Origin of the sequence: Pseudochelatococcus lubricantis (assembly GCF_042432495.1) — a bacterium.
GTDB lineage: Bacteria > Pseudomonadota > Alphaproteobacteria > Rhizobiales > Beijerinckiaceae > Pseudochelatococcus > Pseudochelatococcus lubricantis.
On record NZ_JBHLXC010000006.1, the window covers coordinates 224,184 to 249,999 of the forward strand.

Sequence of the window (25,816 nt, forward strand, 5' to 3'; positions counted from 1 at the left end):
GTGCGGCGCGGCTCAGCCCGGGCGGCTGGCCGGTTGGATGGGGCGCGGCGTGTCCTGCGTGCTCGGCGGCAATGTCGGATAGAGAACTTGCGGCTGCTCGCCGGTCAGGGTGCGCAGGAAGGCGGTGATCGCCTTGACCTCGGTGTCGTTCAACTCCTCGCCGAGCTGGCTGACGCCCATGATGGCCACGGCCTGTTCGAGATCCCACACCTGGCCGCTGTGGAAATAGGGCGCGGTGAGCGCGATGTTGCGCAGCGGACCGGCGCGGAAGACATATTCGTCCGTCGCCGTCTCGGTCACCGCGAAGCGGCCCTTGTCGCCGGCGGGCAGGATGTTGCCGCCGGGCTTCTCCACGACGCCGAACGGGAAGTAGCCTTCCCCGCCAATGTTCTGGCCACCGTGGCAGGAGACACAGCCCTTGTTGATGAACAGGTCGAGGCCAGCCATCTCCTGCGCGTCGAGCGATGATTCACCCTTGAGAAACCGGTCGAAGCGCGAATTGGGCGTGACCAGCGTGACCTCGAACGCCTCAAGGGCGCGGGCCATGTTGTCGAAGGTTACCGGCTCATCCTGCCCGGGGAAGGCTTTCCTGAACAGCTCTCCATATTCCGGGATACTCTTCAGCGCGGTTTCCACCTTGCCGGGCGTGTTGTTCATCTCCACGCTGGCCTGCACCGGCCCCTTGGCCTGGGCGGCCAGGTCGTCGGCGCGGCCGTCCCAGAACTGGGCGACGTTGAAGACCGCGTTGAGCACCGTGGGCGAATTGCGTGGGCCGGCCTGCCAGCCATGGCCGATCGAGGTCGGAATGTTGTCCGCGCCGCCGGTGCCCACGCTATGGCAGGTGTTGCACGTGATGATCTGGCTCGACGACAGACGCGGCTCGAAGAACAGCCACTGGCCGAGCTGTATCTGATCCTTGCTGACCTTGCGCGCCGCAATCACTTCCTCGGCCGTCGGAATGGGCTGGAACAGGCTCTGCGCCGTGGCGCGCAGCTCGTCTTCCACGATGGGCTCCTCAGCAAATGCGGGAACGCCGGTCAGGAAAGTGAAAGACAGCAAAAATACTATACGGGTGCGCATGATAGCTCTCCCCAATTGAATTATTATAAAATAAATTTATTCTGCTGCCAGGGAATTGCGTTAGGTCAAAAAACACCGCTTTAACCTCCTGCGACATATTGCTTCCAGTCGCTCGGTATCCGCGGCGGAATGACGCAATACTGCTGTTTCAAAATAGATAGGACTCTGTTTATTTGATAAATCTTGTTCGAAAACAAAGGCATAGAGAAACATAAGGCTTCCTGCACCGGCCTTTTCGGAAAACGATTCTATAGGGGGCCGTCTGCTGTCCGTCGCCGTTTCGTCACAGATGCCGTAACCGGAAGTGCTGTCAGACAGTTACGGGGAGCCCGTCTCCCTGTGCATGGCGCGGGCGGGTATCTCCATCTTGCGCGCGGCCTTTCGTTTGCGCATTGTCCCATCCGCGCCCGGCCGGGCGACATCCGGTGTGCCAGCGCCGCTGCAAACAAGAATACGGGGACGACATGCTGCAGACGAGGTTATCGGTATTGGCGCCGTTTCGGCATGGCGATTTCCGGAATCTGTGGACGGCCACGCTGGCGTCCAATCTCGGCGGGCTCATCCAGGCCGTCGGGGCGGGCTGGGTCATGACGATGATCTCCGACTCCAGCAGCATGGTGGCGCTCGTGCAGGCGTCGACGACGCTGCCGATCATGCTGTTTTCGCTGGTAGGCGGCGCGCTTGCGGACAGCTTCGACCGGCGGCGCATCATGCTCATCGCCCAGGCCACGATGATGGCAGTGTCGATCGCGCTCGCGGTCTGTGCGTTCAGCGGATTGTTGACACCGTGGCTGCTGCTGACCTTCACCTTTCTAATCGGTTGCGGCACGGCGCTGCACAATCCCTCGTGGCAGGCTTCCATGGGCGATCTCGTACCGCGCGCCGACCTGCCGTCCGCCGTCGCACTGAACAGCATGGGCTTCAACCTGATGCGCAGTGTGGGCCCGGCTGTCGGCGGCGTGATCGTTGCCGTGGCCGGCGGCGCCTTCGCCTTCGCCATCAACGCCTGCAGCTATTTGCCGCTGATCGCGGCGCTGGCGCGCTGGAAGCACCGGGAAACCCCCGACACCCTGCCGCGCGAGGAGTTCGTCAGCGCCATCGGGGCGGGCATGCGCTATGTGCTGATGACGCCCAACCTGCTGCGTGTCATGGCCCGCGGCCTCGTCTTCGGCTTCGCGGCCATCGTGGTGCTGGCGCTGCTGCCGCTGGTGGTGCGCGATCTCGTCGGCGGCGGTGCGCTGACCTATGGCCTGATGCTCGGCTGCTTCGGGCTGGGTGCCATCGGCGGCGCGCTGGCGAACGCGCGCCTGCGGGAGCGGTTCAGCACCGAGCATATCGTGCGCTGGGCTTTCGTGATGTTCGCGCTGAGCGTCGTCGGGCTGGCGCTGAGCAAATCCGTGTGGCTTGGCTGCCTGTTCCTGCTGCCGGCGGGCGCGTGCTGGGTGCTGGCGCTGTCGCTGTTCAACACGTCCATGCAACTGTCGACGCCGCGCTGGGTCGTGGGCAGGTCGCTGTCGTTGTATCAGACGGCGACCTTCGGCGGCATGGCCATCGGTAGTTGGGTCTGGGGTGCCGTGGCCGAATTCTACGGGCCGGCGCAGGCGCTGCTCTATGCCACGGTGGTCCTGGTCGCCGGCGCGCTGATGGGGCTGCGTTTCGGGCTGGCCGAATTCGGCTCGCTCGATCTCAATCCCCTCAACCAGTTCCGCGAGCCCGAACTGCGCCTTGTGGTGAAGCCCCAGAGCGGCCCCATCATGGTGATGATCGACTATGAGGTCGACCGTTCCAACGTCCCGGATTTTCTGGCCGCCATGGCGGACCGCCGCCGTATCCGCCTGCGCGACGGCGCGCAGCAATGGGCGCTGCTGCGCGATCTGGAAAATCCCGATGTCTGGACCGAAAGCTATCACGTGCCGACGTGGGTGGACTACGTGCGCCACAACATGCGCCGCACGCAGGCCGACGCCGCTGTCGCCGAGCGCCTGCAGGCGTTGCACCGGGGCGAGGAACGCCCGCGCGTTCATCGCATGCTGGAGTACCACGTGGTCCCCGCCTTCGACGACACGCCGCTCAAGGACCAGTTCCATACCCATTGAGACCGGGCTGCATCTACGCGGGTTTTGCGCCGAAACTGGCGGCTGCGGCGTCTATGGCTTCCGCCAGACGGATGTCGCGCGCGCTGATGCCACCTGCGTCATGGGTCGTCAGGCGAATGGCGACGCGGTTGTAGCTGTTGGACCAGTCGGGATGATGATCCTGCTCGTCGGCCGCGGCGGCGATCGCGGACATGAAGTCGAAGGCCTGCCTGAAATCGCGGAACCTGAGTTCACGCCGGATAGCCTTGCCGTCGTCGGTCACCCGCCACAGCGGCAAGGTCTCTGCCAACCCGGCGACCTGCCCGGGCGTCAGAGGCAGGGGGGAAGCTGTCATGGCTTGTCCTCTCGTCGTTCCTGAGGTCCGGGATCGGACGTTCCGCCCCGGCTGCGCCAATTATGAACCGTGGGAGCATCTGCCGTCGAGGGCTTCGTCACCCGGCAACGGACGGCGTTTCGAGCGATCCGCGCCGCTCTTGCGCCAGTTCGCCGGACGCCATGTCACGGTACGCCATGTCACGGTACGCCATGTCACGGTACGCCATGTCGCTGTCGAGGGCTGCCGCCAGTCTGAAGAACCTCTCCCGCACCTCCGGAACGAACGGATTCAGCCGCTCGATGGCGTCGAACACTTCCGGTGCATCGTGGCGGACCATGCCGATGCTCTCCATGAGCAGGTCGAAGCTGCGTGTCGTCATCCGGGAGGGCAGGGGCTCCATCTGCACGAGCACCTTCGCGATCAGGTGCGTCAGCCCTTGCACGGTCGCTGCCTCGCGGTCGTGCGCTTCCGGCGTGGTCACGATCACTTCGAGGCCAAGCCGCTTGCGCAGGAAGGCGGATACGCCGCCACCGCGGCGGCCGCGAACGGGACACACGGCAACCTTGAGGCCGGCAATGCCGTTTCTCGCACTCTGCGGCCCGAAAAGCGGATGCGTCCCGACGATGGCGACATGATCGGGCAATCCCTTCGCCATGATGCGAGCGGGAAGCGTCTTGACGGATCCCACGTCGAGAACCAGCGTTCCCCGCGACAGATGCGGGGCGATGCCCTCGACAGCCTCCGCGAGGGCGGCGACGGGAACGGCGAGCACGACGAAGGGACAGCGGGCGGCTTCCGCGAGCCCCACGAAGCGCCCTATGTCGCTCGCCATCCGGTCGCCGGGACTGTATCTGGGATCGTGGCAGCGCAGGCGGAAATACGGATGCAGATGCTCGGCCATGAGGCGGCCGAACGCCCCGAAACCGATCAAACCCAGGGCCGGGAGAACTGCGAACTGCGACGGGTGCATGAAGCGACCTCCTGGAGATGCACGCCAGAGGTCGTCTCGTCCAACCGCTGGCCTGAACAGCGGTTGGAAAAGTGAACAAGCCTTCCCGCCGCTACCTGTGCGGCACGTAATAGACGGTGTTGTTGCGGGCTTTGTTCATGCGTTCTCCTACCGCCGGTTCGCCCGCGATGTCAACCGCCGGTTTCGGGATTCGCGCGAAACGGCCGCCACGCCTCTGCGGCTGCGCCAGTCGAGGGACCATCCGAGCGTGGTACCGGCAGCGGAGAGCAGGATGGCCGTGGCGCCGGCCAGTTGCAGCGGATGCAGACGATGGCCGAAAGCGAGGAAATCGACGACGATCGCCATGACCGGATAGATGAAGGACAGCGCTCCGGTGAGGTTGGTCGGCAACTTCTGGATCGCCCCGTAGAGCAGGATGTACATCAGGCCCGTATGGACCACGCCGAGCGCGATCAGGAACGCCCACGCCGCGGGATCGGCGGGCAGGGGCGAAAAGCTGGCGAAAGGAGCAAGCATCAGGATGCCGACCGACACCTGAATGAGCGCAATCAGATGCGGGGGAATGCCGCGGAGCTTTCTGATGATGACCGCGGCCAGCGCATAGCAGAAGGCGGCGCCCAGCGAGAAGAGGATGCCGGTGAGATAATCCTCTCCGCCATAGCCGGCGCCGGGTTTCGCCCAGACGATCGCCAGCATCCCGCAGAAGGCGACCGCGAGCCAGAGAAGCCCGGATAGCGTCAGCCGCTCGGAAAGGAACAGCGCCCCCATCGTCACCAGCATGAAGGGCTGCGTGTTGTAGACGGCCGTCGCGATGGAGATTGATGCACGGGGAAAGGCGGCGAACAGCAACAGCCAGTTGGTCACGATCGCGATACCGCCGAGGACGGCAAGGCCGATCTGGCGGCCGGTCATGGTGCCCGGCCGGAACAGCCCCATGCCCGCGCAGATCGCCAGCAAGGTCGCGGCGGCAAAAACACAGCGCCAGAACACCACATCCGCGACCGGCTGGCCGGAAAGGACGACGAACAGGCCGATGGTCCCCGAAATCACCATGGCGGCGGTCATTTCCACCGTGCCGCGCATCTTCTCGTTCATCGCTGCCGCTCCCTCCCGATATATACCTCACTATAACGGGCAAAACGGCCGGTATCTATATGCAGGGAAAGGTGATATGGTCATCATTCCTAATCTTGTTAGGCTGCACGCGGACATTGCCTGAGAGAACGAAATGCCGGACGATCTGGACCGCCGCATCATCGCGCTTCTGGCAAGCGATGCGCGCATGTCGCTCAAGGACCTTGCCGGGCATGTGGGCCTGTCGTCTCCAAGTACGTCTGAACGGTTGAAGCGGCTTGAGGAGCAGGGCGTCATTCGCGGCTTCACCGTCGAGGTGGATCCTGCCCGGATCGGTTACACGCTGCAGGCCATCGTGCGCATCCGGCCGCTGCCGGGCAAGCTGCACGTCGTCCAGCAACTCATCGTGGAGGTTCCGGAAGTTACCGAATGCGACAAGGTTACCGGCGACGATTGCTTCATCGCCCGCCTGCATGTCCGCTCCATCGAACAGCTCGACGCGATCCTCGACCGGATTGCGGACAAGGCGGAGACAAACACCGTCATCGTCAAGACGCAGCCCGTCATGCGCCGCCTGCCGCCTTTGGCGTAACCTCACATCTGGAATCTGTCCTGTTTACGTTGAAACAGGACAGATTCTAGTTTCCTTATTTTGAGCGAATTCTGATCGGAATGCGCTCTAGCAGCACGCCAGCGCGAAGGCGCGGGGCGTCACGCCGAACCAGTTGCGGAACTGATTGGTGAGATGGCTCTGGTCGAAAAAGCCGACGGCTACGGCGACCTCCGCAGGGCCCACGCCGCGTTCCAGCAGCGCCTTGGCACGGCCGAGCCGCACCTGCGTCAGATAGCGGTGGACGGTGAGGCCGGACTGCGCCCGGAACGCGCGCATGAAATGGTATTCGCTGAGGCCCGCGACCCGGGCGATTTCGTCCACCGTCAGCCTGCGGTCGTGGCAGTCGTTCATGAAGGCGACGGCGCGGCTCATGTCCGCAGCGGGCGACTGCGGGCGCGAGGCCCGGCCCGCCCGCTGGCCATAGCGCCGGATCAGCAAGGCGAGCGCCTCATAAACCGCGCTCTGCTTCTCCACCGCATCCGGCGTCGCTTCGACGACGCGATGAGCGGCGAGCAGGCTGCGCGCGAGACCGGGCTCGGTTCGCAGAGTCGCGCGCCCGAAATCCAGCGCGCCGCTACCGCCCAGCATGTCGGCGGCGATCGCTTCCATCGTATCCGTGGAGGGATAGAAGGCACAGTGCTCCCAGATGCCGTTCCGCTCCGCCGCCTCGGCGCTATGTACCTCTCCGGGATGGATGATCATCACCGTACCCGCGTGGGCGACGCCCTCGTGCCGCGCCACCCGATGCCGCTGTGCGCCGCGCCTGAAAGCGGCGACCACGAACTCGTCATGGAAATGAGGCGAATAGCGATGGTCGAAACACGAAGCGCGCAGGAGTTCGAGCCCGCCGAAGAGGCTCGAATCGCGCCACAGCCGCATGTCGTTCCGTCCCATCATGCCTTTTCCGAATAGGCCTCATGTCCGCCGCGCCGTGCAGGCGCAGGATTTTCCAATATTCCTGAATTGTTGGCGCGGTAACAAACGCTCTCCGCGCGAGGTTGGGAAGCATGGTTACGCAAAACAGTTCGACATATGACGTCGGAAACGAAAAATATAGTGCCGCCGCCCTGTTCCGCAAAGGCGTTGTCGCCTGTGGGCCGACGGTTCTGGGCTACTGGAGCATCGGCTTTGCCGCCGGCGCGATCGGCACGCTCGCGGGCTTTTCGCTCGGGGAGATCTGTGCGCTGGCCGGCCTGCTCTATGCCGGTTCGGCCCAGTTTCTGTTCTATTCGATGCACGGCACCGGCGACGGCATGCTGCCGATCGTGCTGGCCGTGCTGCTGGTCAACATGCGCTATCTGCTGATGAGCAGCGCCATGGCGATCTACTTCGGCAACGCGCGGACCTTCGAGAAGGTCATCGGCGGCGCGCTGCTGACGGACGAAACCTTCGGCGTGGCGGCCCAGTACGGTCGGCGTCACGGCGCGCTGCCCTTCGCCTGGCTGCTGGGCCTCAACCTTTCGGCGTGGATCAACTGGATTGTCGCCAACATCGCCGGCGCGTTGCTGGCCTCGTCGCTGCCGCCTGCCCTCACCAGTGGCCTCGGCTTCAGCCTTGTCACCATGTTCATCGGCCTGCTGATGATGATCTGGTTCGCGAGCCGCAACCGCAAGCTCGAAACGCTCACCATCGCGGTCGCCGTCGCCGCCACCGCTGTGAGCGTCGGCAGGATCGATCCCAGCGTCGCGATTCTCGCCGCAACGGTTCTGGCAGCGACAGTTGCGACCGTGCTGCTGCGTCTAGGCCGCTCCGGCGGGAGAGAATCATGAATGGCGAAATATTATCCACCATAGCGGTCTGCGCCGCCCTGACGCTGGTGGTCCGCGCGCTGCCCATCGTTTTCCTGTCGCGGATGCGCATGCCCGCCGTGCTGCTCGACTGGCTCGGCTTCGTTCCTTCGGCGATCATGGCGGCCCTCGTCACCGCCGAGGTGGTCGGCAGGCCGGCAATGACGCCGTCGGGGATCAGCATCTCCCTCGTGGCCACCATCGTCGCGGCGGCTGCCGGCGCCGTTTCCCGCAGCCTTTTCGCGACCATCGTCGCCGGCGTCGCCGCATTCCTGGTCCTGCAGGCGCTGCTCATGTGACGGGAACGGCGGGTGTCTGGAAGCTGCCCTGCTTACATCAAGACAGGACGGCTTCCAGATTTGATTTCTTCAGCGACTTCCGATTCAGGTTGAATGCATTCCGGGCGGACGCGGCCCTTGTCCGACGGTGACCAATCCGGAACGGAAACGCCGGGATCGCGCCGCCCCCAACGGGACGGATATCCCTATCAGTGCGACGCGCCGGACCCGCCGACGGCGACGATGGAGAAGGGCTGCCCGTCGACCGGGATCGTGCGGCTCTCCTTCAGCGTTCCGGAATCGACGATCCGGACGAGCGCGTGCCGGGGATCCGTGATGGCGATCTGGCCATCCGCTACCGCAAGACGCGGGCGCGGATCCCGCCAGTGGCCATCCTTGCTGTAGGGCTCGGTGACCTTTGCCTTGCGGACGATCTCGCCCTTGACGACATCGAGCACATGCAGGTCGCCGTCCTCGGTGAGGATGTAGGCGTTGCGCACGTCGGCCGGATCGAGAATGAAGTCCACACGCCGCGTTGGCAGTTCGACGAGGCGATAGGGCTCGTCGCTGTCGGGATCGATCAGCACGACCTTGTCCTCGCCGTAGTTGCCGAGAAAGAACTGCAGCGCCTTGCCGCCGAGCAGGGTGCCGACGTAGCCTTTCGGCAGCGTCTCCGGATACGGCAGCAGCTTGAGTTCCGGCCCTTCCTTGCCGGGGCGGGCGACCAGCACGCCCTCCTTGCAGCCCACGGCCACGAGCCGGGCCGACGTGGCTTCCCCATGCAGATCGGTGCATTTCGCGATGTCGCCGACCTGCTTGCCGCTCCCGTCGATGACCCGCAGGCCGATGCGCGGCGGCAACGTATCCGGCTTCGTTTCGGCACTCGTGTCGGGCACCGAGACGAGCACGAACCGACCCATCGTCACCGCGACACCGTGGTGCGGGGCCGTCGTGTCGATCTCGCGCACCTTTGCCGTGCCGTCGAGAAGCGCCGCCTCGTCGATGATCTCCGCCTTGCCGCCCCGGTCGTAGAACAGGATCAGATGGTCGTCGTGAGGCACGACGTGGAAGGGCCGTTTGCCCGCGAACGTCACCGGCAGGAGGGCAGGGGCGGAGACATCGAGATCGCGATGCTCGCCGTGGTCGGAGAGCGCGATGCCGGTACCGATGACGTGCACGATGTCCGAATCCGACTGCGTGGCGAATACAGTTTGCCCGGACGCGCTGGCGGTGAGCGTCGCGTATCCCTTGATGTCGTAGCGGGCGAGTTCCTTGCCGTCATCGAAATCGAGCACGCGGACGACGGGTCGGGTGTGGTCGGCGACAAACAGCCGCCACGCTTCCCTCGTCTCGCCCGTCTCGCCGGCAAACGCCATCTGGCCGGCCAGCACGACGCCGGCGGCTGCGGCAGCCAGCAGGCGCGCGCGATTGCTTTTCGGATTCATCGGGTTCGATCCTTCCATCATGAGCTGTTGAAACACCTTGCGCGGCGGCGGCTCCGGACGCTCCCTGGCGGAGACTGCGGTCGCGCATCATATTTGAAACGTTATTACATAACTTTTCATTGACGTGTGTAATAACATTACATATGCAGGAGTTGTCAATCCCTTGCCGGGTTGCCCGTTTGCAAAGCTGCGACGACCGACGTTTGCCTGCGTTTCGACGATCTCGCCTTCAGCTGCGCCGGCCTTGATCGAGCCGCCACCGGACAGCCTGACGAACGAAAGGAGTTCCTTCATGTTCAGGATGTTGCGCGTTGCGACCTGTGCCGGCCTGCTCACGTTTTCCGCCGGTTTCTCGACGACTGTCTCGGCGGCCGAACTGGATATTGTGGCGAGTTTCTCGATCATCGGCGATTTTGCCCGGAATGTCGGCGGGGACCGCGTGGCCATCACGACGCTCGTCGGCCCGGACGGCGATGCCCATGTCTACGAGCCACGCCCTGCCGACGCCGCCGCGCTGCAGCGCGCAGACGTCATCCTCGTCAACGGCCTCGGTTTCGAGGGTTTCATCGGGCGGCTCGTTGAGGCGAGCGGCGCGAAGGCGCCTGTCGTGGAGGTGAGCCAGGGCATCACGCCGCTGAAGGCGAGCGAGGACGAACACCACCATGAGGCCGGGGGGCATGAAGGCCATGACCACGCCGGCCATCATCATCACGGCGAGTTCGATCCGCACGCCTGGCAATCGGTCCGCAACGCCGAAATTTATGTGAAGAACATCGCGGATGCCTTCTGCAAGGCGGACAAGGCGGGATGTCCGATCTACACGGCCAATGCCGTGGCCTACACCGCGAAGCTTGCCGATCTCGACAAGGAGGTGCGGGACGCCATCGGCGCGATCCCGGCCGGCCGGCGCACCATCATCACGTCGCATGACGCCTTCGGCTACTTCGAGCGCGACTACGGGCTGAGGTTCATCGCGCCGGAAGGGGTTTCGACAGAGTCGGAAGCGTCAGCTTCGGACGTGGCGAAACTTATCGAGCAGGTGAAGGAGGACAAGGCTTCCGCCATCTTCCTCGAAAACATCACCAACCCGAGGCTTATCGAGCAGATAGCGACGGAAACGGGCCTGAAGGTGGGCGGCACGCTCTATTCGGACGCGCTTTCGGGCAAGGACGGCCCGGCCTCCACCTATGTCGACCTGTTCCGCTACAACATCCGGACGCTGAAGGCGGCCATTCCCGCAAGCTGAACGGACACGACCCGCACGGCTCCCGAGCGTTGCAGGACAGATCCTGGAAACTATCCTGTTCAGATTGAGGCGGGATGGTTTCCAGGTTTCTAATTTTGAGAGAGTTCAGTTCAATAATATTATCCGATATAGTCGGAATAGAACTGAAGCAAATTATATTAAAAACGCATCAGATTTTATATGTATTATTGTTATTTCATCAAATTATACTGGAACAGCATCCATTTTACTTGAATCGCTTTAACGCCGCTGCCAGCAGGTGGCACTGTTCTCCTGCCAGCCCGTGCGATGCAGAAGTGGCGTGTCATCATCGAATTCGGACCGGCCGATGCACAGAAGCGCCGAGAACTCCCAGCAATCGGGCACGCCGAACAGCGCCTTCACCTTCTGCGGCTCCAGTATCGAGACCATCCCGAGGCCCAGATTTTCCACCCGCGCGGCAAGCCATAGCGTATGGATCGCCATGGCGGTGGACTGGCGCAGCGTCTCGGGCATGGTTGCGCGCCCGAGGCGCTCACCTGCTTCTGGCGCCATATCGGTGAAGACCGCCAGCAGCACCGGCGCCTTGTCGAGTCCGGCGAGCTTGAGCCGTCCGTAGGCTTCGGCGCGTGCGCCACGATAGCTTTCGTGGGCCTCCGCATTGGCGGCTTCGAAATTGGCGCGCAAGGCGGCACGCAGGGCAGGGTCCTCGACACGGATCACCCGCCACGGCCGCGCATTGCCGACAGATGGGGAGCAGTCCATTGCCGCGCACAGCCTGTCGAGCACCGACTCGGGAATCGGATCCGGATGGAAATGACGGACGTCGCGCCGCCAGCGCAGGATGCGAAGCAGCGTCCCGGCGTCGTCAGCGGAAAAAACGGTCATTGCACTGTGCCTTTTCGCCGGGCTGTTGCGAGGTTCCCGATTTTCTTTCCCGATCCCTCTCCTTATGCTTTGCCACGTGCCGAAGAACAAGAGGCGTGGCACGCGCCAGATGAGGACAGACGACGGTGTTTCTTACCGAATCAGGCGCGTTGCCGCCGCGATGCGGCGGACGTGACAGGATACCTTTCGCCACGCTGTCCGCTATCGCATCGCTGACGTCGGCGCTTCCCGGTTTCGACGAGGCGGCATGCGACGCGGCGGCGCTGCGCCAGCGCAGGCTGACGAAGTCTGCAGGCTCGCTCGGGCGGCTGGAGGAGCTGGCGCTGTTCATGGCCGGCTGGCGGGCGAACCCGTGCCCACAGATAGGGCAAGCACAGGCGCTGATCTTCGCCGGCAATCACGGCGTCTGCGCGCAGGGCGTCAGTCCGTATCCGCAGGAAGTCACGGCGCAGATGGTCGCCAACTTCCGCGCGGGCGGCGCGGCGATAAACCGGCTTTGCCACGCGGCCGATGCGCACATGGAAGTGATCCCGCTCGATCTCGACCGCCCCACGGCCGATTTCACCGCTGGATTCGCGATGACGGAGGGCGAGACGCTATCCGCGCTCAACCGGGGTGCCGCGGCTGTCGATGCCGGTGCGGATGTGCTCATTCTCGGCGAGATGGGTATCGGCAACAGTACCGTTGCGGCCGCGCTTGCGGCGGCGCTCTTCGGCGGCCCGGCGGCGGAGTGGGTCGGACCCGGCACGGGGGCGGACGCCGAGGGCGTGCGACGCAAGGCGGACGTCGTCGAAAAGGGCCTCGCGCGGCATCGGGGGCTTGAGCCGCTGCACGTCCTCGCGGCTTTCGGCGGGCGCGAACAGGCGGCCATTTGCGGCGCGATTCTCGCAGCGCGGGCCGCACGCATCCCGGTGCTGCTCGACGGGTTCATCTGCACTGCCGCCGCATCGGTGCTGCATGGGCTGGACCGCCGGTTGCTCGATCATTGCCTTGCTGGCCACGTCTCCGCCGAGCCCGGCCACCGCCGTCTTCTGGCGGCGCTCGGCAAGCAGGCCATTCTGGACCTCGACCTGCGTCTGGGCGAAGGCTCCGGCGGGGCGCTGGCGCTGGGCATCCTGCGCGCCGCGCTCGCATGTCACAACCAGATGGCCACCTTCGCCGAAGCGGGCATATCCGAAGACTGACGCGGCGTTCAGCGCCGCCGCAGCAGATAGATATCCATGATCCAGCCGTTGCGCCCGCGCAGCCCGGCGCGGGTCGCGGCGATCGTTTCCGCGACATCGGCGAGCCGGCCGCTGATGACGGTCTCGTCCGCCATGCCGAGATATGCGCCCCAGAATATATCGAAGTCATCGCCCGCGAGATGGCGGAAACTCATGTCGCCGTCGAGCATCACGAGCGCCGTGTCGGCGTTGTCCGGAAAACCCTCCCGTGCCAGCCTGCGTCCGGTGGTGACATAAACCGCGCCGCCGATGGTGTTGAGCGGCATGCGGAAGCTGGCCGCGAGCGCCTGCAGGCTGGCGATGCCGGGAATGACGGTGTGGTCGACGGCGAAATCCGCGCCCGCCCGCAGGCGCTCGATGATGCGCAGGGTACTGTCGTAGAGTGACGGGTCGCCCCACACCAGCAGGGCCGCCGTGCCGTCTTCCGCAAGATGCGCGGCGAGCAGCGTGCGGTAGGTTGCGGCGATGGCGGCGTGCCAGTCGTCGACGCCCTCGCGATAATCGGCACGCGCGGCGTCGCGCACGGGCAGGTCGAAAGGCACGAGGCGTGTTCGCGGATTGGTGAGATAGCGGGCGCAGATCGCGCGGCGCAGGCTGGCCAGCTCCGCCTTTTCTTCGCCCTTCTGCGGGATCAGCACGATATCGGCACGGTTCAGGGCGTTGATGGCCTGCACGGTCATGTGCTCGGGATTGCCGCTGCCGATGCCGATGACGACGATATGGCGCATGGATATGGCTCCGGGACGCTTCTCAGGACAGGAAGACGCAGGCGGACAGCAGCAGGACGATCTCTGCTCCCTGCTGCAGCGCGCCCACCACGTCGCCCGTCTGGCCACCGATCTGGCGCTCGCACATGCGCTTGAGCGCCAAAAACCATAGGGCGAGGAGCATCGACGCCGCGAGCGTGAAGGAAAGGCCGCCGGGAAGCAATGCCACCGCGCCTATCGCCAGGGCGGCGGCGGCGGTTTTCCCGCCGACACGCCCCATGCCGGCCGACAGGCCCGTGGCGCGGGCGGGCGGCACGGCGTTCATGAAGGCGGGCATCAGGGCGCGCGACGCGACGTGAGCGGCGACAAGGGCCGGCGCGGCGGCAGCCATGCCGGCGGACGCCAGCGCCACGAGCGCCGACCAGCGGGCCAGGCAACCGAGCACCAGCGCCAGCACGCCATAGGTGCCGATGCGGCTGTCCTTCATGATCGCAAGCTTGCGCTCGCGGTCATGCCCGCCGCCGAAACCGTCCGCGACATCCGCCAGACCGTCTTCGTGCAGCGCACCGGTGACAAGCACCGTGCCGGCCAGCGCAATCGCGGCAGCGGCCTCGATCGGCAGGTGCACGGCGAGCGCCAGCCACAGCACGCCCGTGCCCGCCGCGCCCGGCACCAGCCCGGCGAGCGGCGCCGCCCATTGCCGGGCCGCGAAGGGGCGGTCCGTCTGGGGCAGGGGCGGCACGGGAATGCGGGTGTAGAAGCCCACGCAGTGCAGGAAATCGGCCAGCGGCGCGGGGCAATCGGCTTTCACGCTTCAGGTCCCCGCGGAATGACGCGCGATGGCGTGGAAGAACGTGCCGCTCACCAGCCCGCGCCGCGCGCCGGAAGGGCCGAGGCTGTTCCCCTGTCCGTCAAACAGGTCGGCGAGGGTGGCGTCGCTTCCGGTGGCGATGACGCGGGAGTAGTGGAATTCGTGTCCGCGCACGCTGTCTCCCTTGCGGCCGATGGGACTGTCGGCGAGCAGCGCCGCCTGCCGATAGCCCAGATTCATCTTGCGCTTCGCGAAGCTCGTCACATGGCTCAACAGCCCCGTCATCGGATGGGTGACGCCGTCCGCATCCTCCAGCGCCTGCCCCAGCACCATGAAGCCGCCGCATTCGCCATGCACCGGGCGGGTTTCGGCGAAGCGGGCGAGGGTGTCGCGGAAGATGCGCGCGGCCGAGAGGTTTCCCGCATGCAGCTCGGGATAGCCGCCGGGTAGCCAGCAGATGTCGCAGGAAGAGTCCGGCCCCTGATCCGCAAGCGGCGAAAAAGGCAGGATTTCCGCGCCCGCCTCTCGCCACAGCCGCGTGACATGCGGATAAATGAAGCTGAAGGCGCCGTCGAGCGCGACGGCGATCCGCTGGCCGGGCGGCGGCAGCGTCAACGCCGCACTGCCCGGCGCCGGCGACAGGGGAGCCGCCATGGCGAGCACGGCGTCGAGGTCGAGCGAGGCTTCCATCCTGTCCGCCAGCCGCTCGATGAATGCTTCGAGCGCCGCGTGTTCGCTGGCCTGCACGAGGCCGAGGTGACGTTCCGGCAGGGCCATGTCCGCATTGCGATAGACCGCGCCGACGACCGGCAGCCCGAGCGCCTCGATGGCCTGGCGCGCCAGCCGTTCGTGCCGCTCGCTCGCGACCTGGTTGAGCACGATGCCGCCGATGCGCACCTCCGCATCATGGGCCGCGAAGCCGCGCGCGATGGCGGCGGCCGTCTGCGACTGGCCCGAGATGTCGAGCACGAGCAGCGTCGGCAACCCGAACCGGCGTGCGAGATCCGCCGCCGCGCCGCTGCGCCCGGCTTCGGATGCGATGCCGTCGAACAGACCCATGGCGCTTTCGACGACCAGCACGTCAGCGCCCCCGATCTGCGCGTACGCCAGATGGTCGAGGAAGCCGGGTGCCATCGCCCAGCTATCCAGATTGACGCCCGGCGCGCCGGTCGCCGCGTGGTGGAAGCCGGGGTCGATGTAGTCCGGGCCGGATTTTGCCCCGCGCACGGCAAGGCCGCGCCGCCCTAACGCGCGCATCAGGCCGATGGTGACGCTCGTCTTGCCCGCACCCGAACGCGCTGCGCCGATGATGATGCCTTTCGTGGTCACAAGCTGTGGCTCCCCTTGCCGTCGCGCCCCCTGAAACGCCGTTGATAATCCGCGCTGTAAAGCGCGCTGTCCTGAAAGTCGCCCGCCGCCAGACCGCGCCCCACGAGGATGAGCGCCGTGCGTTCCACGGGATCGGCAGCGACGGCGTCCACGACGGTGGCGAGCGTCGCGCGGATGATCCGTTCATCCGGCCACGAGGCGCGCACCACCACGGCCACCGGGCAATCCGCGCCGCAGACGGGCGCGAGCGCCGCCGCGATGTCGGCGAGGCGATGGATGGCGAGGTAAATGGCGAGCGTCGCGCCGGTGCGGGCGAAGGCCTCCAGCGTCTCGCCCGCCGGCACCGGTGATGCACGGCCGGAAACGCGGGTCAGCACGAGGCTCTGGACGATGCCCGGCAAAGTCAGTTCGCGCCCCAGCGCCGCCGCCGCCGCCGCGAAGGCAGGCACGCCGGGCGTGAGCGTATAGGGAATAACGCGCGCCTCAAGCCGCCGAATCTGCTCGGCCACCGCGCTCCACACGGAAAGATCGCCCGAATGCAGCCGCGCCACGTCCTGCCCGGCGGCATGGGCGCGCGCGTATTCCGCCTCGATCTCGTCAAGGGTCAGTGGCGCGGTATCGACGATGCGCGCGCCTTCGGGGCAGTAGTCCAGCAGGGCAGGTGGCACCAGCGAGCCCGCGTGAAGGCAGACAGGGCAGCGCGCGATCAGGTCCCGACCGCGCACGGTGATGAGATCGGCGGCGCCCGGACCCGCGCCGATGAAATGAACGGTCATGATCGTGCCTCCCGAACAGATGGCGGTGTGATGGCAATCGCGCAGGCGGCGGCCCCACGGACGGCGCGCGGATGCGTGAGCCGCCCGCGCGGCCCGATGGCGGCAAGCGCTGCCGCCTCGGATACGCAGGCGACACCGGTGGCGGCAAGCGAGGCGGCGCTCAGCGTCAGGCAGCGGCCGGAGGCGTCCCGCGCGGCGGCGGCGGAGACGATGACGAGCGGCACGCCCAGCGTTTCCGCCGCCGCCGCGATGGCGGGCTCATGTCGCTTCGGCGCGATGGTGGCCAGCGCATCGAGATCGCCGCGACTGAGTTGCTGAACGGCGAGCGCCGCGTCGATGGCCGCGAGCACGTCCGCAAGCGGCGCGTCCCTTCGGCAGCCGATGCCCGCCGCTTTTTCCGTCCGCGCGGCGCTCACGGTTTCACCCATCGCCATTGCGTGACGGGCATCGCGGGCCGCCAGCCGGTCATGCCGCCGAGCGGCGCGGCGCGGGCGAGGGCGATGCGTGTCAGTTCGCCGCCGTGCCGCCGATGCAGATCCAGCAGCAGCATTTCCATCGCCAGCGTCACCGCATTGGCGACCATCCTGCCGCCGTGCCGCAGCGCCTCGATGGCGGCCGGCACGACACCCGCGTCGGTTCCTCCGCCGCCGATGAAGACGGCGTCCGGCTGCGGCAGACCGTCGAGCGCGGCGGGCGCGGCGCCGGTAACGATCCGCAGGCCCGGAACGCCGAGGCGGGCGGCGTTCTCGCGGATGCGGGCGGCGCGCGTCTCGTTCTCCTCGATGGCGACGGCGCGCAGGGAAGGGTCCGCCAGCATCCATTCGATGGCGACGGAACCCGCGCCCGCGCCGATATCCCACAGCAGTTCCCCGCACCGGGGCTGAAGCGCGGACAGTGTGAGCGCGCGTACCTCACGCCTGGTGATCTGGCCGTCATGGGCGAATAGATCGTCGTCCAGTCCCGGCGCGCGCGGCAGAATGCGCGCTGCCTCTCCGGCGATAACCATGACGGCCACGACATTGAGCGGGTGGAAAACCGTATCGCCGACGGCATCCGCGCGGCTGGCGCGCACGGCTTCCTCCGCGCCGCCCAGCGCTTCGAGCACGTGGAAGTCCGATGCGCCGAAGCCCGCTTCCGTCAGCAGGGCCGCGATGGCGGCGGGCGCCTGCCCGTCCGAAGTGAGGGCGAGAACGCGCCGCCCCGGATGCAGTAGCGGCAGGATGAGCGTGATCGGCCGCCCGTGCAGCGAAACGGTCCCGACATCCTGCAGCGCCCAGCCGAGGCGCGCCGCCGCCAGGCTGAAGGCCGACGGCGCCGGGACGACGCGCATTTCGCCGGGCGGGACATGGCGCGACAGCGTCGCGCCGACGCCGTACAGAAACGGATCGCCGGATGCCAGCACGCAGACCGCCTGCCCCCGCAGCTCCAGCACGGCCCGCGCGGCGGTGTCGAAGGGCGCCGGCCACGGATGTACCGCGCCGCGGATGAGGGATTGCGCCAGCGCGAGATGCCGCGCGCCGCCGAACACATGGGCGGCGCCGGCGATCAGCCCGCGCGCCTCCTGGCCGAGGCCCGCCACGCCGTCCTCGCCGATGCCGACCACGGCAAGCCACTTTTCCATTGCTGCGGACGAGCGGAGACCATTAGATGCCATGATGACGGCCGATCATCGCAAACAGGTCCCCATCCTCATCCTTGGCGGCACGGGCGAGGCGCGGCAACTGGCGCAACAGCTGAACACCTGGCCGGCGCTCGCGGTCACGCTGTCGCTCGCCGGGCGCACCGCGCAGCCGCAACTGCCGCAGGGCGGGCGGCTGCATGTCCGCACCGGCGGTTTCGGGGGCGTGGAAGGGCTGTCGGACCATCTGCGCCGCCAGGGCGTGCGCGTGCTGATCGACGCGACCCATCCCTTCGCGGCGCGCATGTCCGCCCATGCCATTCTCGCCGCCCGCCTCGCGGACGTGCCGCTGCTCGCCATCGATCGCCCGGCCTGGCCGCGCGAGTCTGGCGACCGCTGGATCGAGGTGCCCGACATGGCCGGCGCCGCCGCCGCGCTGGGCGAGGCGCCGCAGACGGTGTTCCTTGCCATCGGCCGGCAGGAGGTCGCGCCGTTCCGGCGGGCACCGCAGCATCGCTATATTGTTCGCAGCATCGAACCCGTGGCGCAGGACGCGCTGCCGCCCGGCGCGACAGCCGTGCTGGCACGCGGCCCCTTCGCGGAGGCGGACGAGCGGCGCCTGTTCGAGATGCACGGGGTGACGGTCATCGTCGCCAAGAACAGCGGCGGCGCGGCGACCTACGGCAAGATCGCGGCGGCGCGCGGGCTCGATCTGCCGGTCGTCATGGTGCAACGCCCGTCCGTTGACGCGGCCGGACATGCGCCCGACATGACCGTGCCCGATGCCGATGCGGCGCTTTCGGCGCTGCGCGTGCTGCTGCCTCATCTGTCCGCTCCCGACGACCGCGGCGAATAGACCAGGGGCGGCAGGCCCGGGCGCTCGACGACCCGCGTTCCGGGCGAGCCCACGATCACGCAGGTCGCCATGTCGGCAAGGGCGGGATCGGCGCCGGCGAGGGCCGTGATCGTGACGCGCTCCGCTGCCCGCCCCACCGCGCGCCCGAAGATGACGGGCGTCGCCGGCGGCAGTTGCTCCCGCAGGATGGCGAACGCCTCCCCGAGCTGCCAGGGCCGGGCGCGGCTGATCGGATTGTAAAGCGCGATGACGAAGCCGGCAGCCGCGGCGGCGCGCAATCGCCCGGCGATCACCGGCCACGGCTTCAGGTTGTCGGACAGCGAGAGCGCGCAGAAATCGTGCCCCAGCGGCGCCCCCGCCCGCGCCGCAACCGCGAGCATGGCGGTGAGGCCGGGAACGACCGCGATGTCGAGCGCGCGCCACGCAGCGGGACCGTGCTCGACCGCCTCGCAGACCGCCGCCGCCATGGCGAACACGCCCGCATCGCCCCCCGATATCACTGCCACCCGTTTTCCCGATGCCGCGAGATCGAGGGCGGCTCTCGCCCGCGCCAGTTCCTCGCGGTTGTCCGACGCATGCCGCTGCTGGCCGGCGGCGGGTGGCAGACGGTCGAGATAGGGGCCGTAGCCGAAAAGGTCCGTCGCGACGGCGATGGCCTCCCGCGCCTCGGGCGTGATCTGGTCCGGGTGGCCGGGGCCGATGCCGATGACGTGCAGCTTTCCGCTCATCGCCGCCTCTCCCAGCCGGGCACGAGGATCAGCGAGAAGTAGGGCGCGTCGTCGTCGGCCTTCTCGCTGAGCGGCATCGTCATGCCGTTGCTCATGGTGCCGCGCTCGACATAAAGCGCCTTTTCCAGCGTGCCGGTTCGGGCGAGGGCGCGGCGGACGGCGGGCAGGTTGCGCCCCACTTTCATGATGACGGCGGCCTGCGTGTCCGCCAGCCGCCGCGTCAGCTCGGCCTCCGGCAGGGTGCCGGGCAGCACCGTCAGCACGTCGTCGCCCTGCACGAACGGCAATCCCGCCGCCGACCAGCAGCCGGACATCGCGGAAATGCCAGCCACCACTTCCGTCGAGTAGCGATGCGCAAGGCGTACATGCAGATGCATGTACGATCCGTAGAGGAACGGGTCGCCCTCGCTCAGCACGGCGACCGTCCGCCCTTCGTCGAGGTGGGCGGCGATGTCGTCCGCCGACTGGTCATAAAATCCCGTGATCGCGGCGGTGTAGTCGGGATGCGCCCTGTCGATCTCGGTCGTGACGGGATAGAGCAGGGGAAGCTCGGTAACACCGGGGCGCAGATGGACCGCCGCCGCGCGCCGCGCATTGCTGCGGCTGCCGCGCAGGTGGTCCTCCCGGCGCTTGGCGAAATGCGCCACGACATCGGCCTCGTTGAGGACCCGCACGGCTTTCAACGTCAGGAGTTCCGGGTCGCCGGGGCCCGTGCCGACGCCGATCAGTTTTCCGCTCACGATCCGCTCCTGCTCAGGGCGTTGACCGCTGCCGCCGTCATGGCGCTGCCGCCCATGCGGCCGGCCATGGTGATGAAGGGAATGCCCTGGCGGTTGTCGGCCAGCGCCTGTTTCGACTCCGCCGCGCCGACGAAACCCACGGGAATGCCGACAATGGCCGCAGGCCTCGCGCCGCCGGCACTGATCCTGTCGAGCAGGTGAAACAGCGCCGTCGGTGCGTTGCCAATAGCGACGACGGCGCCCGCGAGCCGCTCCCCCCACAGGTCTATGGCGGCGGCAGAGCGGGTGTTGCCGATGGCGCGCGCGTGTTCCGCCGTGCGCGGATCGCGCAGGGTGCAAATCACGTCGTTGCCGGCGGGCAGGCGGGCGCGGGTGATGCCGTGGGCCACCATTTCCGCATCGCAGAAAATCGGCGCACCCGCCTGCAGCGCCCGGCGCGCGGCCGCGACCACGCCCGGCGAGAAGACGAAATGCGCCGCCGCTTCCACCAGTCCGCAGGCGTGGATCATGCGCACCGCGGTTTCCGCCTCCTCGTCGGAAAAGCGCGAGAGGTCCGCCTCTTCCCGGATGATGCGGAACGAGCGCTCGTAAATGGCGTCGCCGTCCTTGAGATAGTCGGGAAAATCGCCGGTCGTGGGTACGCTCATGCGGGTGCCGTCGTCCTGTGGAGTGAAGCCATGTCGAGAAGCGTTGCCTTCCTGCTGTCGCCCAGTGGAATGCCGTTGGCCGCGATGTCGCAACCGTCGGCATGGCCGGTCAGCGTGACGACCGCGCCGGCCGGGCGGGCGCATCGTTTCTCGCAGCCGAACAGATGCACGCGAACGTCATCTCCGGCAAGGCCGGGCTGGCGGGCGATGGCCTCAGCCAGCGCCTTCGTGTCGAGATGCGCCGCCGCGCAGGCGGGCGCGCCGGCGCAGGCATGGATGAAGAGGCGCGGATCGTGAGGCCCGACGACGAGACCGTGCCTCCCGGCGGCTTCCAGCCACCGGACGGCCTCGATGTCCGGCAGGCCGATGGCGAGCACGCCTCCGGGCGCCAGACGCATCGGGATAGCGGCATCCGCCGCCTGCGCAACGGCCAGCAGATTTTCGGCGCGGGTCTGGCCGAACGGCAGGGCGACGCCGTGCGCGGACAGGCCGCCGGCCAGCGGAAAGACACCGACGGGGGGCGGCGACGGACGCTCCTCACACGCGCCGTCGCTGACGAAGTCGCCGGCGATGGCTGCAAGATCGCTGTCGGCCAGATCGCGGGCGCGGGCCGTTCGCCCTTTCGCGGCGATGGCTTGCAGAAGCGACAGCGTGAGCGTTGTGACGCGCCCCGGCTCCAGACCCTCGATCTGCCGGCCCCGCGTCCGCATGCGCCAACAGGGGTGGCCGCTTTCAGTCGCGCGGGCCTCCAGACCGATATCCGCGCCGGTTGCGCCGGGCGGCAGCACGCCGCCGTCATCAATGGAGACGGAGACTTTCGGCCCCAGCTGTTCCGCCAGACGCACCGCCGCCGCGCGGTCCTGCAACTCGCGTGCAAGCGGCCGGGGATCGACGAGGGCCGAGGCGTCGAGACCGGCGAGCGGCCCGGTTTCCACCGGCGTGCCGTTCCGCATTGGCAGGCCGAGCGCGGCGATGGCCCCGGCGAATGCCGCTGCGCCGGCGTCCGTCAGGCCGCGGACCTGCAGGCTGGCGCGCGCTGTGATCTCGACGAGGCCATTGCCGTGCGCGAGGGCGGCTTGCGCGATGCCCGCAAGCTGCGCCGCCGACAATTCCCCGCCGGCCGGATTGAGGCGCGCCAGCAGGCCGTCGCCCGTCTGCATGGGGCGCGCGAGCGAGGGGCAGGCGCCACGCCGCCGCCACGGTTCGGGGGAGCCGGAGAGCACGGCCGCATTCATGCCGGAAGCTCCCGCGGCTGTGCCTCTTCCGTGAGGCGGCTCAGGCTCTCGCCCACGCTGTTGCGGCGCGGATGCCAGAGGCCGCGCTGAATCAACGCGCGGAAGCGCTGCGCCATGACTTGCGCGGCCACCGGATTTTCCCGCAGCAGGAAGCCGCGCACCGTCTCATCGGCGAGATAGGCGTCGTAAAGTGCTTCGATCAGGCCGTCCGGAATGAGGTTCGTAGTTTCCGCGAAACCCGCCAGCCGGTCCACCGTTTCCAGCAGTTCGGCCGCGCCGCGCGGGCCGTGGCGCATCTGGCCGGCGATGAAGCGCGGGTTGACGGCGCGGGCGCGCACGGTGAGCGTCACCGCCTCCAGCAGCGAGCGGGCGCGGGGGCGGGCGGGGTCGCGCGTGTCGAGCACCACGAGATCGGCCTTGCTGCCGAGCGCCGCTACGGCGGCGGAAAAACCGCCGATGAAGGCCACATCGGCCGAGCCTTCCAGAATGTCGCGGCCGGCATCATCAGCCGCGTGCACCAGCATCTGCGCGGCCGCCACCCGCTCGGCGAAGGCGCCCGGGGCGGGCTTGCCCTCTCCTTCCGCGCCGCCGAAAACATGGGATGCCGCATCGAGGTAGACCTGCCCCAGCTCGGTTCGGTCGCGCCAGTCCCCGCTGGCCAGCCGTTCTTCCGGACCGGCTCCGTAACTTCCTGGCACTGAACCGAAAATCCGGCCAGGTACGCCATCGCTTCGCCGCGCTTCCGCCGCGAGGGGGTTGTCGCGGCCCTCGTCCGCCCGCAGTGCCACGGCGCGCGTGGCGGCGTCGAGAAGCGCGATCTGGGCCGCGAACATGTCGCGGAACAGGCCGGAGATGCGCCATGTGACGTCGACCCGTGGGCGGCCCAGGCGGGCGGGCGGCAGCACCTCGATGCCGGTGACGCGGCCGGTCGCGGCGTCCCATTGCGGGCGGCAGCCCATCAGCGCGAGGCCTTGGGCGATTTCCTCGCCGCCGGTGCGCAGGCTGGCGCTGCCCCACAGGTCCATGACCAGCGTGCGCGGCCATTCGCCGTTATCCTGCAAATAGATACGCACGATTTCATCCGCCGCCCGTTCGCCCAGCGCCTGCGCGGTCGGGGTTGGCAGCGTGCGCGGATCGCTGGTGAAGAGATTGCGCCCGGTGGGCAGCACATCGGCGCGCCCGCGTGACGGCGCCCCGGACGGACCCGGGGGAACATGGCGCCCGTCGAGCGCGGCGAGCAGCGCCGCCCGTTCGTTATCCGCGCTGCGCAGCCGCTGCGGATCGGCTTCGCCCGTCGGCGCGCGGCCGTAAATGTGCAGGCCGTCCTTGATGGAGAAATCCTTGATATCGCAAAGCCATGCATCGATGCGCCGCAAGGCTGAGGCCTCGTCGTCACCTTCCGCGACGCCGGCTTCCACGGCAAGGCCGGATTTTTTCGCGCTGTCGACGATGAGCTGCGCGAGTCGCTCCCGGCGGCGGCGGTCGAGGCCCTCGGCCTGGGCGTATTCGTCGACGAGACGCTCAAGTGCCTGATATTCCTCGCTCAACCCGGCCATGGACAAAGGCGGGGTAAGGTGGCCGAGCGTAACCGCGCCGATGCGCCGCTTCGCCTGCGCGGCCTCGCCCGGATTGCTGACGATGAAGGGATACAGCACGGGGATGCCCCCCGTGACCGCCGCCGGAAAGCAGGAAGGGCCGAGCGCCACCGTCTTGCCGGGCAGCCATTCGAGCGTGCCGTGCGCGCCGACATGGATGATCGCATGGCAGCCGAGCGCCTCCTGCAGCCATCCGCCGAAGGCCAGCAGCGCGTGGCGGGGGGCGCGGACCGGGTCGTGATAATCCGCCCGTCGGTCCGCCTCGCGGCCCCGATCGGGCGCGAAGGCCACCGTCGCCGCGCCGAAATGCGCATGGCGGAAGGCGAAGGCGCCGTCCGGCGCGTCGCCGTCGGGCGGGCCCCACTCCCGCGCCATCGCCTCGCGAATTTCTGGTGTCTGCCTGTCCAGAAAGGCGCTGTACATCCCCGGCGGCCAGGCCTCGCGGGCCGTCTCCAGCCGCCGCATCAGGTCGCGCGGTGTGGGCGGGATGTCGTCCACCGCATAGCCGGCCTCGCGCAGGTCGTGGAGGATGGCGAGCACGCTGGCCGGCACGTCCAGCCCCACGGCGTAGCCCGCGCGGCCGGGTGCGTTGGGATAATCCGGCAGGAGGATGAGGATGCGCCGCTCCCGGCGCGGCGTGCCCTGCAGGCGGATATGGGCGGCGATGCGGCGTGCCGTCTGTTCGACGAGTGCGGGCTCGGGCCGGTTGACGCGGGCGGTGAAGGCGAGGGCGTCGTCGGCGCCGACGACATCCTTGAAGGAGATCGCGCCGGCCATGATGCGCCCGTCGAGTTCCGGCAGCACGACGTGCATGGCGAGGTCGGCGGGTGCGAGGCCGCGCTGACCGTCTCGCCAGGCTTCGCGGCCGGTGGTGGCGACGATGGCCTGGAACACCGGCACGCCGAGACGATCGAACAGCGGCTGGCCGCCGCCGTGATCGCCGAGGGCGAAGGCGGTGGTGGTGACGAGGGCGGACGGATGCAGACTGTCCGCCGCCGCCTCGATGGCGGCGACCGCCTCCGGATCGCGAAGGCTGCGCACGAACAGCGGGACGGCGGCGATGCCTTGCGCGCGCAGGGCATGGAACAGGGCGTCGACGGGAGCGACGTCGGCAGCGAGCAGCAGCGAGCGGTAGAAGACGATCGGCACGCAGGCCGCGGCATCCGGCGTCTCACGGAACCGGGCGAGGGGCACGATGCCTTCGCCTGGCAGGTAGAAGCCCGCCTTCGCGACAGGCCGTGCCGCTTCCGGCACCACCGCCGCGCCGGCAAGCGCCGCCATGCGATGCACGGCCGCGCGCAGGTTGTCCGGCCCGCCCTCGCGGAAACAGTCCAGCAGCGCGGCGCGTTCTTCCGTCCCGATGGTTGACAGCGCGGCGAGCCGCTCGTCGTCGGCGCGGCATTCGCCGGGCAGCAGCGCGAGGGCGATGGCGTCGCGGCGGGCGACGGCGGCCAGCCGGTCGCAGCCATAGCGCCACCAGTCGTAACCCCCGAGCACGCGCGCCACGATGACGCGCGCGTGGCGCGCGACGCGGTCTATCCACAGATCGACGGACATCGGATGGCGCAGGTCGCGCAGATGCGCGAGCCGCAGGTCCGGGATGGCGTCTTCCGCCCGCCGCCGGTCTTCCCGCCAGGCCGCGGCGAGGCCGGCGAGATCGCTGTCCGTGAAGGACAGCGCCGCCAGCGGCGCCGGGGATTGGCCGAGATCGACAGGCTCGATCAGGTCATCCAGCGAGGCGGTGGTGGTGGCGAGCAGATGCATGGTCCGTGCTTTCGC

26 protein-coding genes are annotated in these 25,816 nt (G+C 67.9%); 7 read left to right on the plus strand and 19 right to left on the minus strand.

Annotation, left to right across the window (positions count from 1 at the left end; all coding sequences use genetic code 11):
- Window positions 1–12: 12 nt before the first annotated feature.
- The gene (locus tag ACFFJ7_RS11850) at window positions 13–1,080 is read right to left on the minus strand and encodes a cytochrome-c peroxidase (RefSeq protein WP_166951014.1); all 1,068 of its coding nucleotides are present in this window, start codon (window positions 1,078–1,080) and stop codon (window positions 13–15) included.
- Between the two features lie 464 nt (window positions 1,081–1,544).
- Here ACFFJ7_RS11850 and ACFFJ7_RS11855 point away from each other — a divergent pair, with 464 nt between their 5' ends.
- The gene (locus ACFFJ7_RS11855) at window positions 1,545–3,176 is read left to right on the plus strand and encodes an MFS transporter (RefSeq protein ID WP_166951012.1); all 1,632 of its coding nucleotides are present in this window, start codon (window positions 1,545–1,547) and stop codon (window positions 3,174–3,176) included.
- A 13-nt stretch (window positions 3,177–3,189) separates the two neighbouring features.
- Here the strand turns inward: ACFFJ7_RS11855 and ACFFJ7_RS11860 are convergent, their stop codons facing one another.
- The 3 genes from ACFFJ7_RS11860 to ACFFJ7_RS11870 form a co-directional block, all read right to left on the minus strand.
- Window positions 3,190–3,510, minus strand: a complete 321-nt coding sequence (locus ACFFJ7_RS11860; RefSeq protein WP_377592525.1) for a 4a-hydroxytetrahydrobiopterin dehydratase — start codon at window positions 3,508–3,510, stop codon at window positions 3,190–3,192.
- A gap of 97 nt (window positions 3,511–3,607) precedes the next feature.
- Entirely contained in the window at window positions 3,608–4,462 is an 855-nt protein-coding gene (locus ACFFJ7_RS11865) for a prephenate dehydrogenase/arogenate dehydrogenase family protein (RefSeq protein ID WP_377592527.1), read from the minus strand.
- Between the two features lie 147 nt (window positions 4,463–4,609).
- A complete protein-coding gene (locus tag ACFFJ7_RS11870; protein ID WP_377592529.1) occupies window positions 4,610–5,557 on the minus strand; it encodes a DMT family transporter in 948 nt (315 codons plus the stop codon).
- 133 nt (window positions 5,558–5,690) lie between these two features.
- Between ACFFJ7_RS11870 and ACFFJ7_RS11875 the strand changes: the two genes are divergently transcribed.
- Entirely contained in the window at window positions 5,691–6,128 is a 438-nt protein-coding gene (locus ACFFJ7_RS11875; RefSeq protein WP_377592531.1) for an Lrp/AsnC family transcriptional regulator, read from the plus strand.
- Window positions 6,129–6,215: 87 nt separating this feature from the next.
- Here the strand turns inward: ACFFJ7_RS11875 and ACFFJ7_RS11880 are convergent, their stop codons facing one another.
- On the minus strand, window positions 6,216–7,046 hold the full coding sequence (locus ACFFJ7_RS11880) for a helix-turn-helix transcriptional regulator (protein ID WP_377592533.1): 831 nt from the start codon (window positions 7,044–7,046) through the stop codon (window positions 6,216–6,218).
- 110 nt (window positions 7,047–7,156) lie between these two features.
- Here ACFFJ7_RS11880 and ACFFJ7_RS11885 point away from each other — a divergent pair, with 110 nt between their 5' ends.
- Both ACFFJ7_RS11885 and ACFFJ7_RS11890 read left to right on the plus strand, forming a co-directional pair.
- Window positions 7,157–7,918, plus strand: coding sequence for an AzlC family ABC transporter permease (locus ACFFJ7_RS11885; RefSeq protein WP_166950998.1), 762 nt, complete (start codon window positions 7,157–7,159; stop codon window positions 7,916–7,918).
- Window positions 7,915–8,235 (plus strand): branched-chain amino acid transport AzlD family protein, encoded by a 321-nt coding sequence (locus tag ACFFJ7_RS11890; protein WP_377592536.1) that lies wholly within the window; start codon window positions 7,915–7,917, stop codon window positions 8,233–8,235. The genes ACFFJ7_RS11885 and ACFFJ7_RS11890 overlap by 4 nt, the downstream gene beginning before the upstream one ends.
- Window positions 8,236–8,423: 188 nt before the next feature.
- Here ACFFJ7_RS11890 and aztD read toward each other — a convergent pair whose 3' ends face one another.
- Together aztD and ACFFJ7_RS11900 are read right to left on the minus strand one after the other, a co-directional pair.
- A complete protein-coding gene (gene aztD / locus ACFFJ7_RS11895; protein WP_377592538.1) occupies window positions 8,424–9,659 on the minus strand; it encodes a zinc metallochaperone AztD in 1,236 nt (411 codons plus the stop codon).
- Between the two features lie 87 nt (window positions 9,660–9,746).
- Window positions 9,747–9,953 (minus strand): hypothetical protein, encoded by a 207-nt coding sequence (locus tag ACFFJ7_RS11900; protein WP_166950973.1) that lies wholly within the window; start codon window positions 9,951–9,953, stop codon window positions 9,747–9,749.
- Between ACFFJ7_RS11900 and aztC the strand changes: the two genes are divergently transcribed.
- Entirely contained in the window at window positions 9,952–10,905 is a 954-nt protein-coding gene (gene aztC, locus ACFFJ7_RS11905) for a zinc ABC transporter substrate-binding protein AztC (RefSeq protein ID WP_377592541.1), read from the plus strand. The genes ACFFJ7_RS11900 and aztC overlap by 2 nt on opposite strands.
- A gap of 240 nt (window positions 10,906–11,145) precedes the next feature.
- Here aztC and bluB read toward each other — a convergent pair whose 3' ends face one another.
- Window positions 11,146–11,772, minus strand: a complete 627-nt coding sequence (gene bluB / locus ACFFJ7_RS11910; protein WP_377592543.1) for a 5,6-dimethylbenzimidazole synthase — start codon at window positions 11,770–11,772, stop codon at window positions 11,146–11,148.
- A 179-nt stretch (window positions 11,773–11,951) separates the two neighbouring features.
- Between bluB and cobT the strand changes: the two genes are divergently transcribed.
- Window positions 11,952–12,956 carry a nicotinate-nucleotide--dimethylbenzimidazole phosphoribosyltransferase gene (gene cobT / locus ACFFJ7_RS11915; protein WP_377593012.1) on the plus strand — a complete coding sequence of 335 codons (1,005 nt, stop codon included), beginning with the start codon at window positions 11,952–11,954 and terminating at the stop codon, window positions 12,954–12,956.
- An 8-nt stretch (window positions 12,957–12,964) separates the two neighbouring features.
- Here the strand turns inward: cobT and cobF are convergent, their stop codons facing one another.
- Genes cobF through cbiE form a run of 6 tightly spaced genes read right to left on the minus strand, consistent with a single transcriptional unit; the run spans window position 12,965 to window position 18,272 of the window.
- Window positions 12,965–13,723: a precorrin-6A synthase (deacetylating) gene (gene cobF / locus ACFFJ7_RS11920; protein ID WP_377592546.1), complete on the minus strand. Its 759-nt coding sequence runs from the start codon at window positions 13,721–13,723 to the stop codon at window positions 12,965–12,967.
- Between the two features lie 22 nt (window positions 13,724–13,745).
- Entirely contained in the window at window positions 13,746–14,513 is a 768-nt protein-coding gene (cobS, locus tag ACFFJ7_RS11925) for an adenosylcobinamide-GDP ribazoletransferase (protein WP_377592548.1), read from the minus strand.
- A gap of 3 nt (window positions 14,514–14,516) precedes the next feature.
- A complete protein-coding gene (locus ACFFJ7_RS11930; RefSeq protein ID WP_377592550.1) occupies window positions 14,517–15,842 on the minus strand; it encodes a cobyrinic acid a,c-diamide synthase CobB in 1,326 nt (441 codons plus the stop codon).
- On the minus strand, window positions 15,839–16,618 hold the full coding sequence (gene cobM, locus ACFFJ7_RS11935; RefSeq protein ID WP_377592552.1) for a precorrin-4 C(11)-methyltransferase: 780 nt from the start codon (window positions 16,616–16,618) through the stop codon (window positions 15,839–15,841). The genes ACFFJ7_RS11930 and cobM overlap by 4 nt, the downstream gene beginning before the upstream one ends.
- On the minus strand, window positions 16,615–17,046 hold the full coding sequence (locus ACFFJ7_RS11940; RefSeq protein ID WP_377592554.1) for a cobalamin biosynthesis protein: 432 nt from the start codon (window positions 17,044–17,046) through the stop codon (window positions 16,615–16,617). Before ACFFJ7_RS11940 ends, cobM begins: the two co-directional genes overlap by 4 nt.
- The gene (gene cbiE, locus ACFFJ7_RS11945; RefSeq protein ID WP_377592556.1) at window positions 17,031–18,272 is read right to left on the minus strand and encodes a precorrin-6y C5,15-methyltransferase (decarboxylating) subunit CbiE; all 1,242 of its coding nucleotides are present in this window, start codon (window positions 18,270–18,272) and stop codon (window positions 17,031–17,033) included. The genes ACFFJ7_RS11940 and cbiE overlap by 16 nt, the downstream gene beginning before the upstream one ends.
- Between cbiE and ACFFJ7_RS11950 the strand changes: the two genes are divergently transcribed.
- Complete coding sequence (locus ACFFJ7_RS11950) at window positions 18,271–19,092, plus strand: cobalt-precorrin-6A reductase (RefSeq protein WP_377592558.1); 822 nt, start codon at window positions 18,271–18,273, stop codon at window positions 19,090–19,092. The genes cbiE and ACFFJ7_RS11950 overlap by 2 nt on opposite strands.
- Here the strand turns inward: ACFFJ7_RS11950 and ACFFJ7_RS11955 are convergent.
- Genes ACFFJ7_RS11955 through cobN form a run of 5 tightly spaced genes read right to left on the minus strand, consistent with a single transcriptional unit; the run spans window position 19,059 to window position 25,801 of the window.
- On the minus strand, window positions 19,059–19,820 hold the full coding sequence (locus ACFFJ7_RS11955) for a precorrin-3B C(17)-methyltransferase (protein WP_377592560.1): 762 nt from the start codon (window positions 19,818–19,820) through the stop codon (window positions 19,059–19,061). The genes ACFFJ7_RS11950 and ACFFJ7_RS11955 overlap by 34 nt on opposite strands.
- Entirely contained in the window at window positions 19,817–20,563 is a 747-nt protein-coding gene (locus ACFFJ7_RS11960; RefSeq protein ID WP_377593015.1) for a precorrin-2 C(20)-methyltransferase, read from the minus strand. The genes ACFFJ7_RS11955 and ACFFJ7_RS11960 overlap by 4 nt, the downstream gene beginning before the upstream one ends.
- The gene (locus tag ACFFJ7_RS11965) at window positions 20,557–21,207 is read right to left on the minus strand and encodes a precorrin-8X methylmutase (RefSeq protein ID WP_377592562.1); all 651 of its coding nucleotides are present in this window, start codon (window positions 21,205–21,207) and stop codon (window positions 20,557–20,559) included. The genes ACFFJ7_RS11960 and ACFFJ7_RS11965 overlap by 7 nt, the downstream gene beginning before the upstream one ends.
- Window positions 21,204–22,442 carry a precorrin-3B synthase gene (gene cobG, locus ACFFJ7_RS11970; protein WP_377592564.1) on the minus strand — a complete coding sequence of 413 codons (1,239 nt, stop codon included), beginning with the start codon at window positions 22,440–22,442 and terminating at the stop codon, window positions 21,204–21,206. Before cobG ends, ACFFJ7_RS11965 begins: the two co-directional genes overlap by 4 nt.
- Window positions 22,439–25,801 carry a cobaltochelatase subunit CobN gene (gene cobN, locus ACFFJ7_RS11975; RefSeq protein ID WP_377592567.1) on the minus strand — a complete coding sequence of 1,121 codons (3,363 nt, stop codon included), beginning with the start codon at window positions 25,799–25,801 and terminating at the stop codon, window positions 22,439–22,441. Before cobN ends, cobG begins: the two co-directional genes overlap by 4 nt.
- Between the last annotated feature and the right edge of the window lie 15 nt (window positions 25,802–25,816).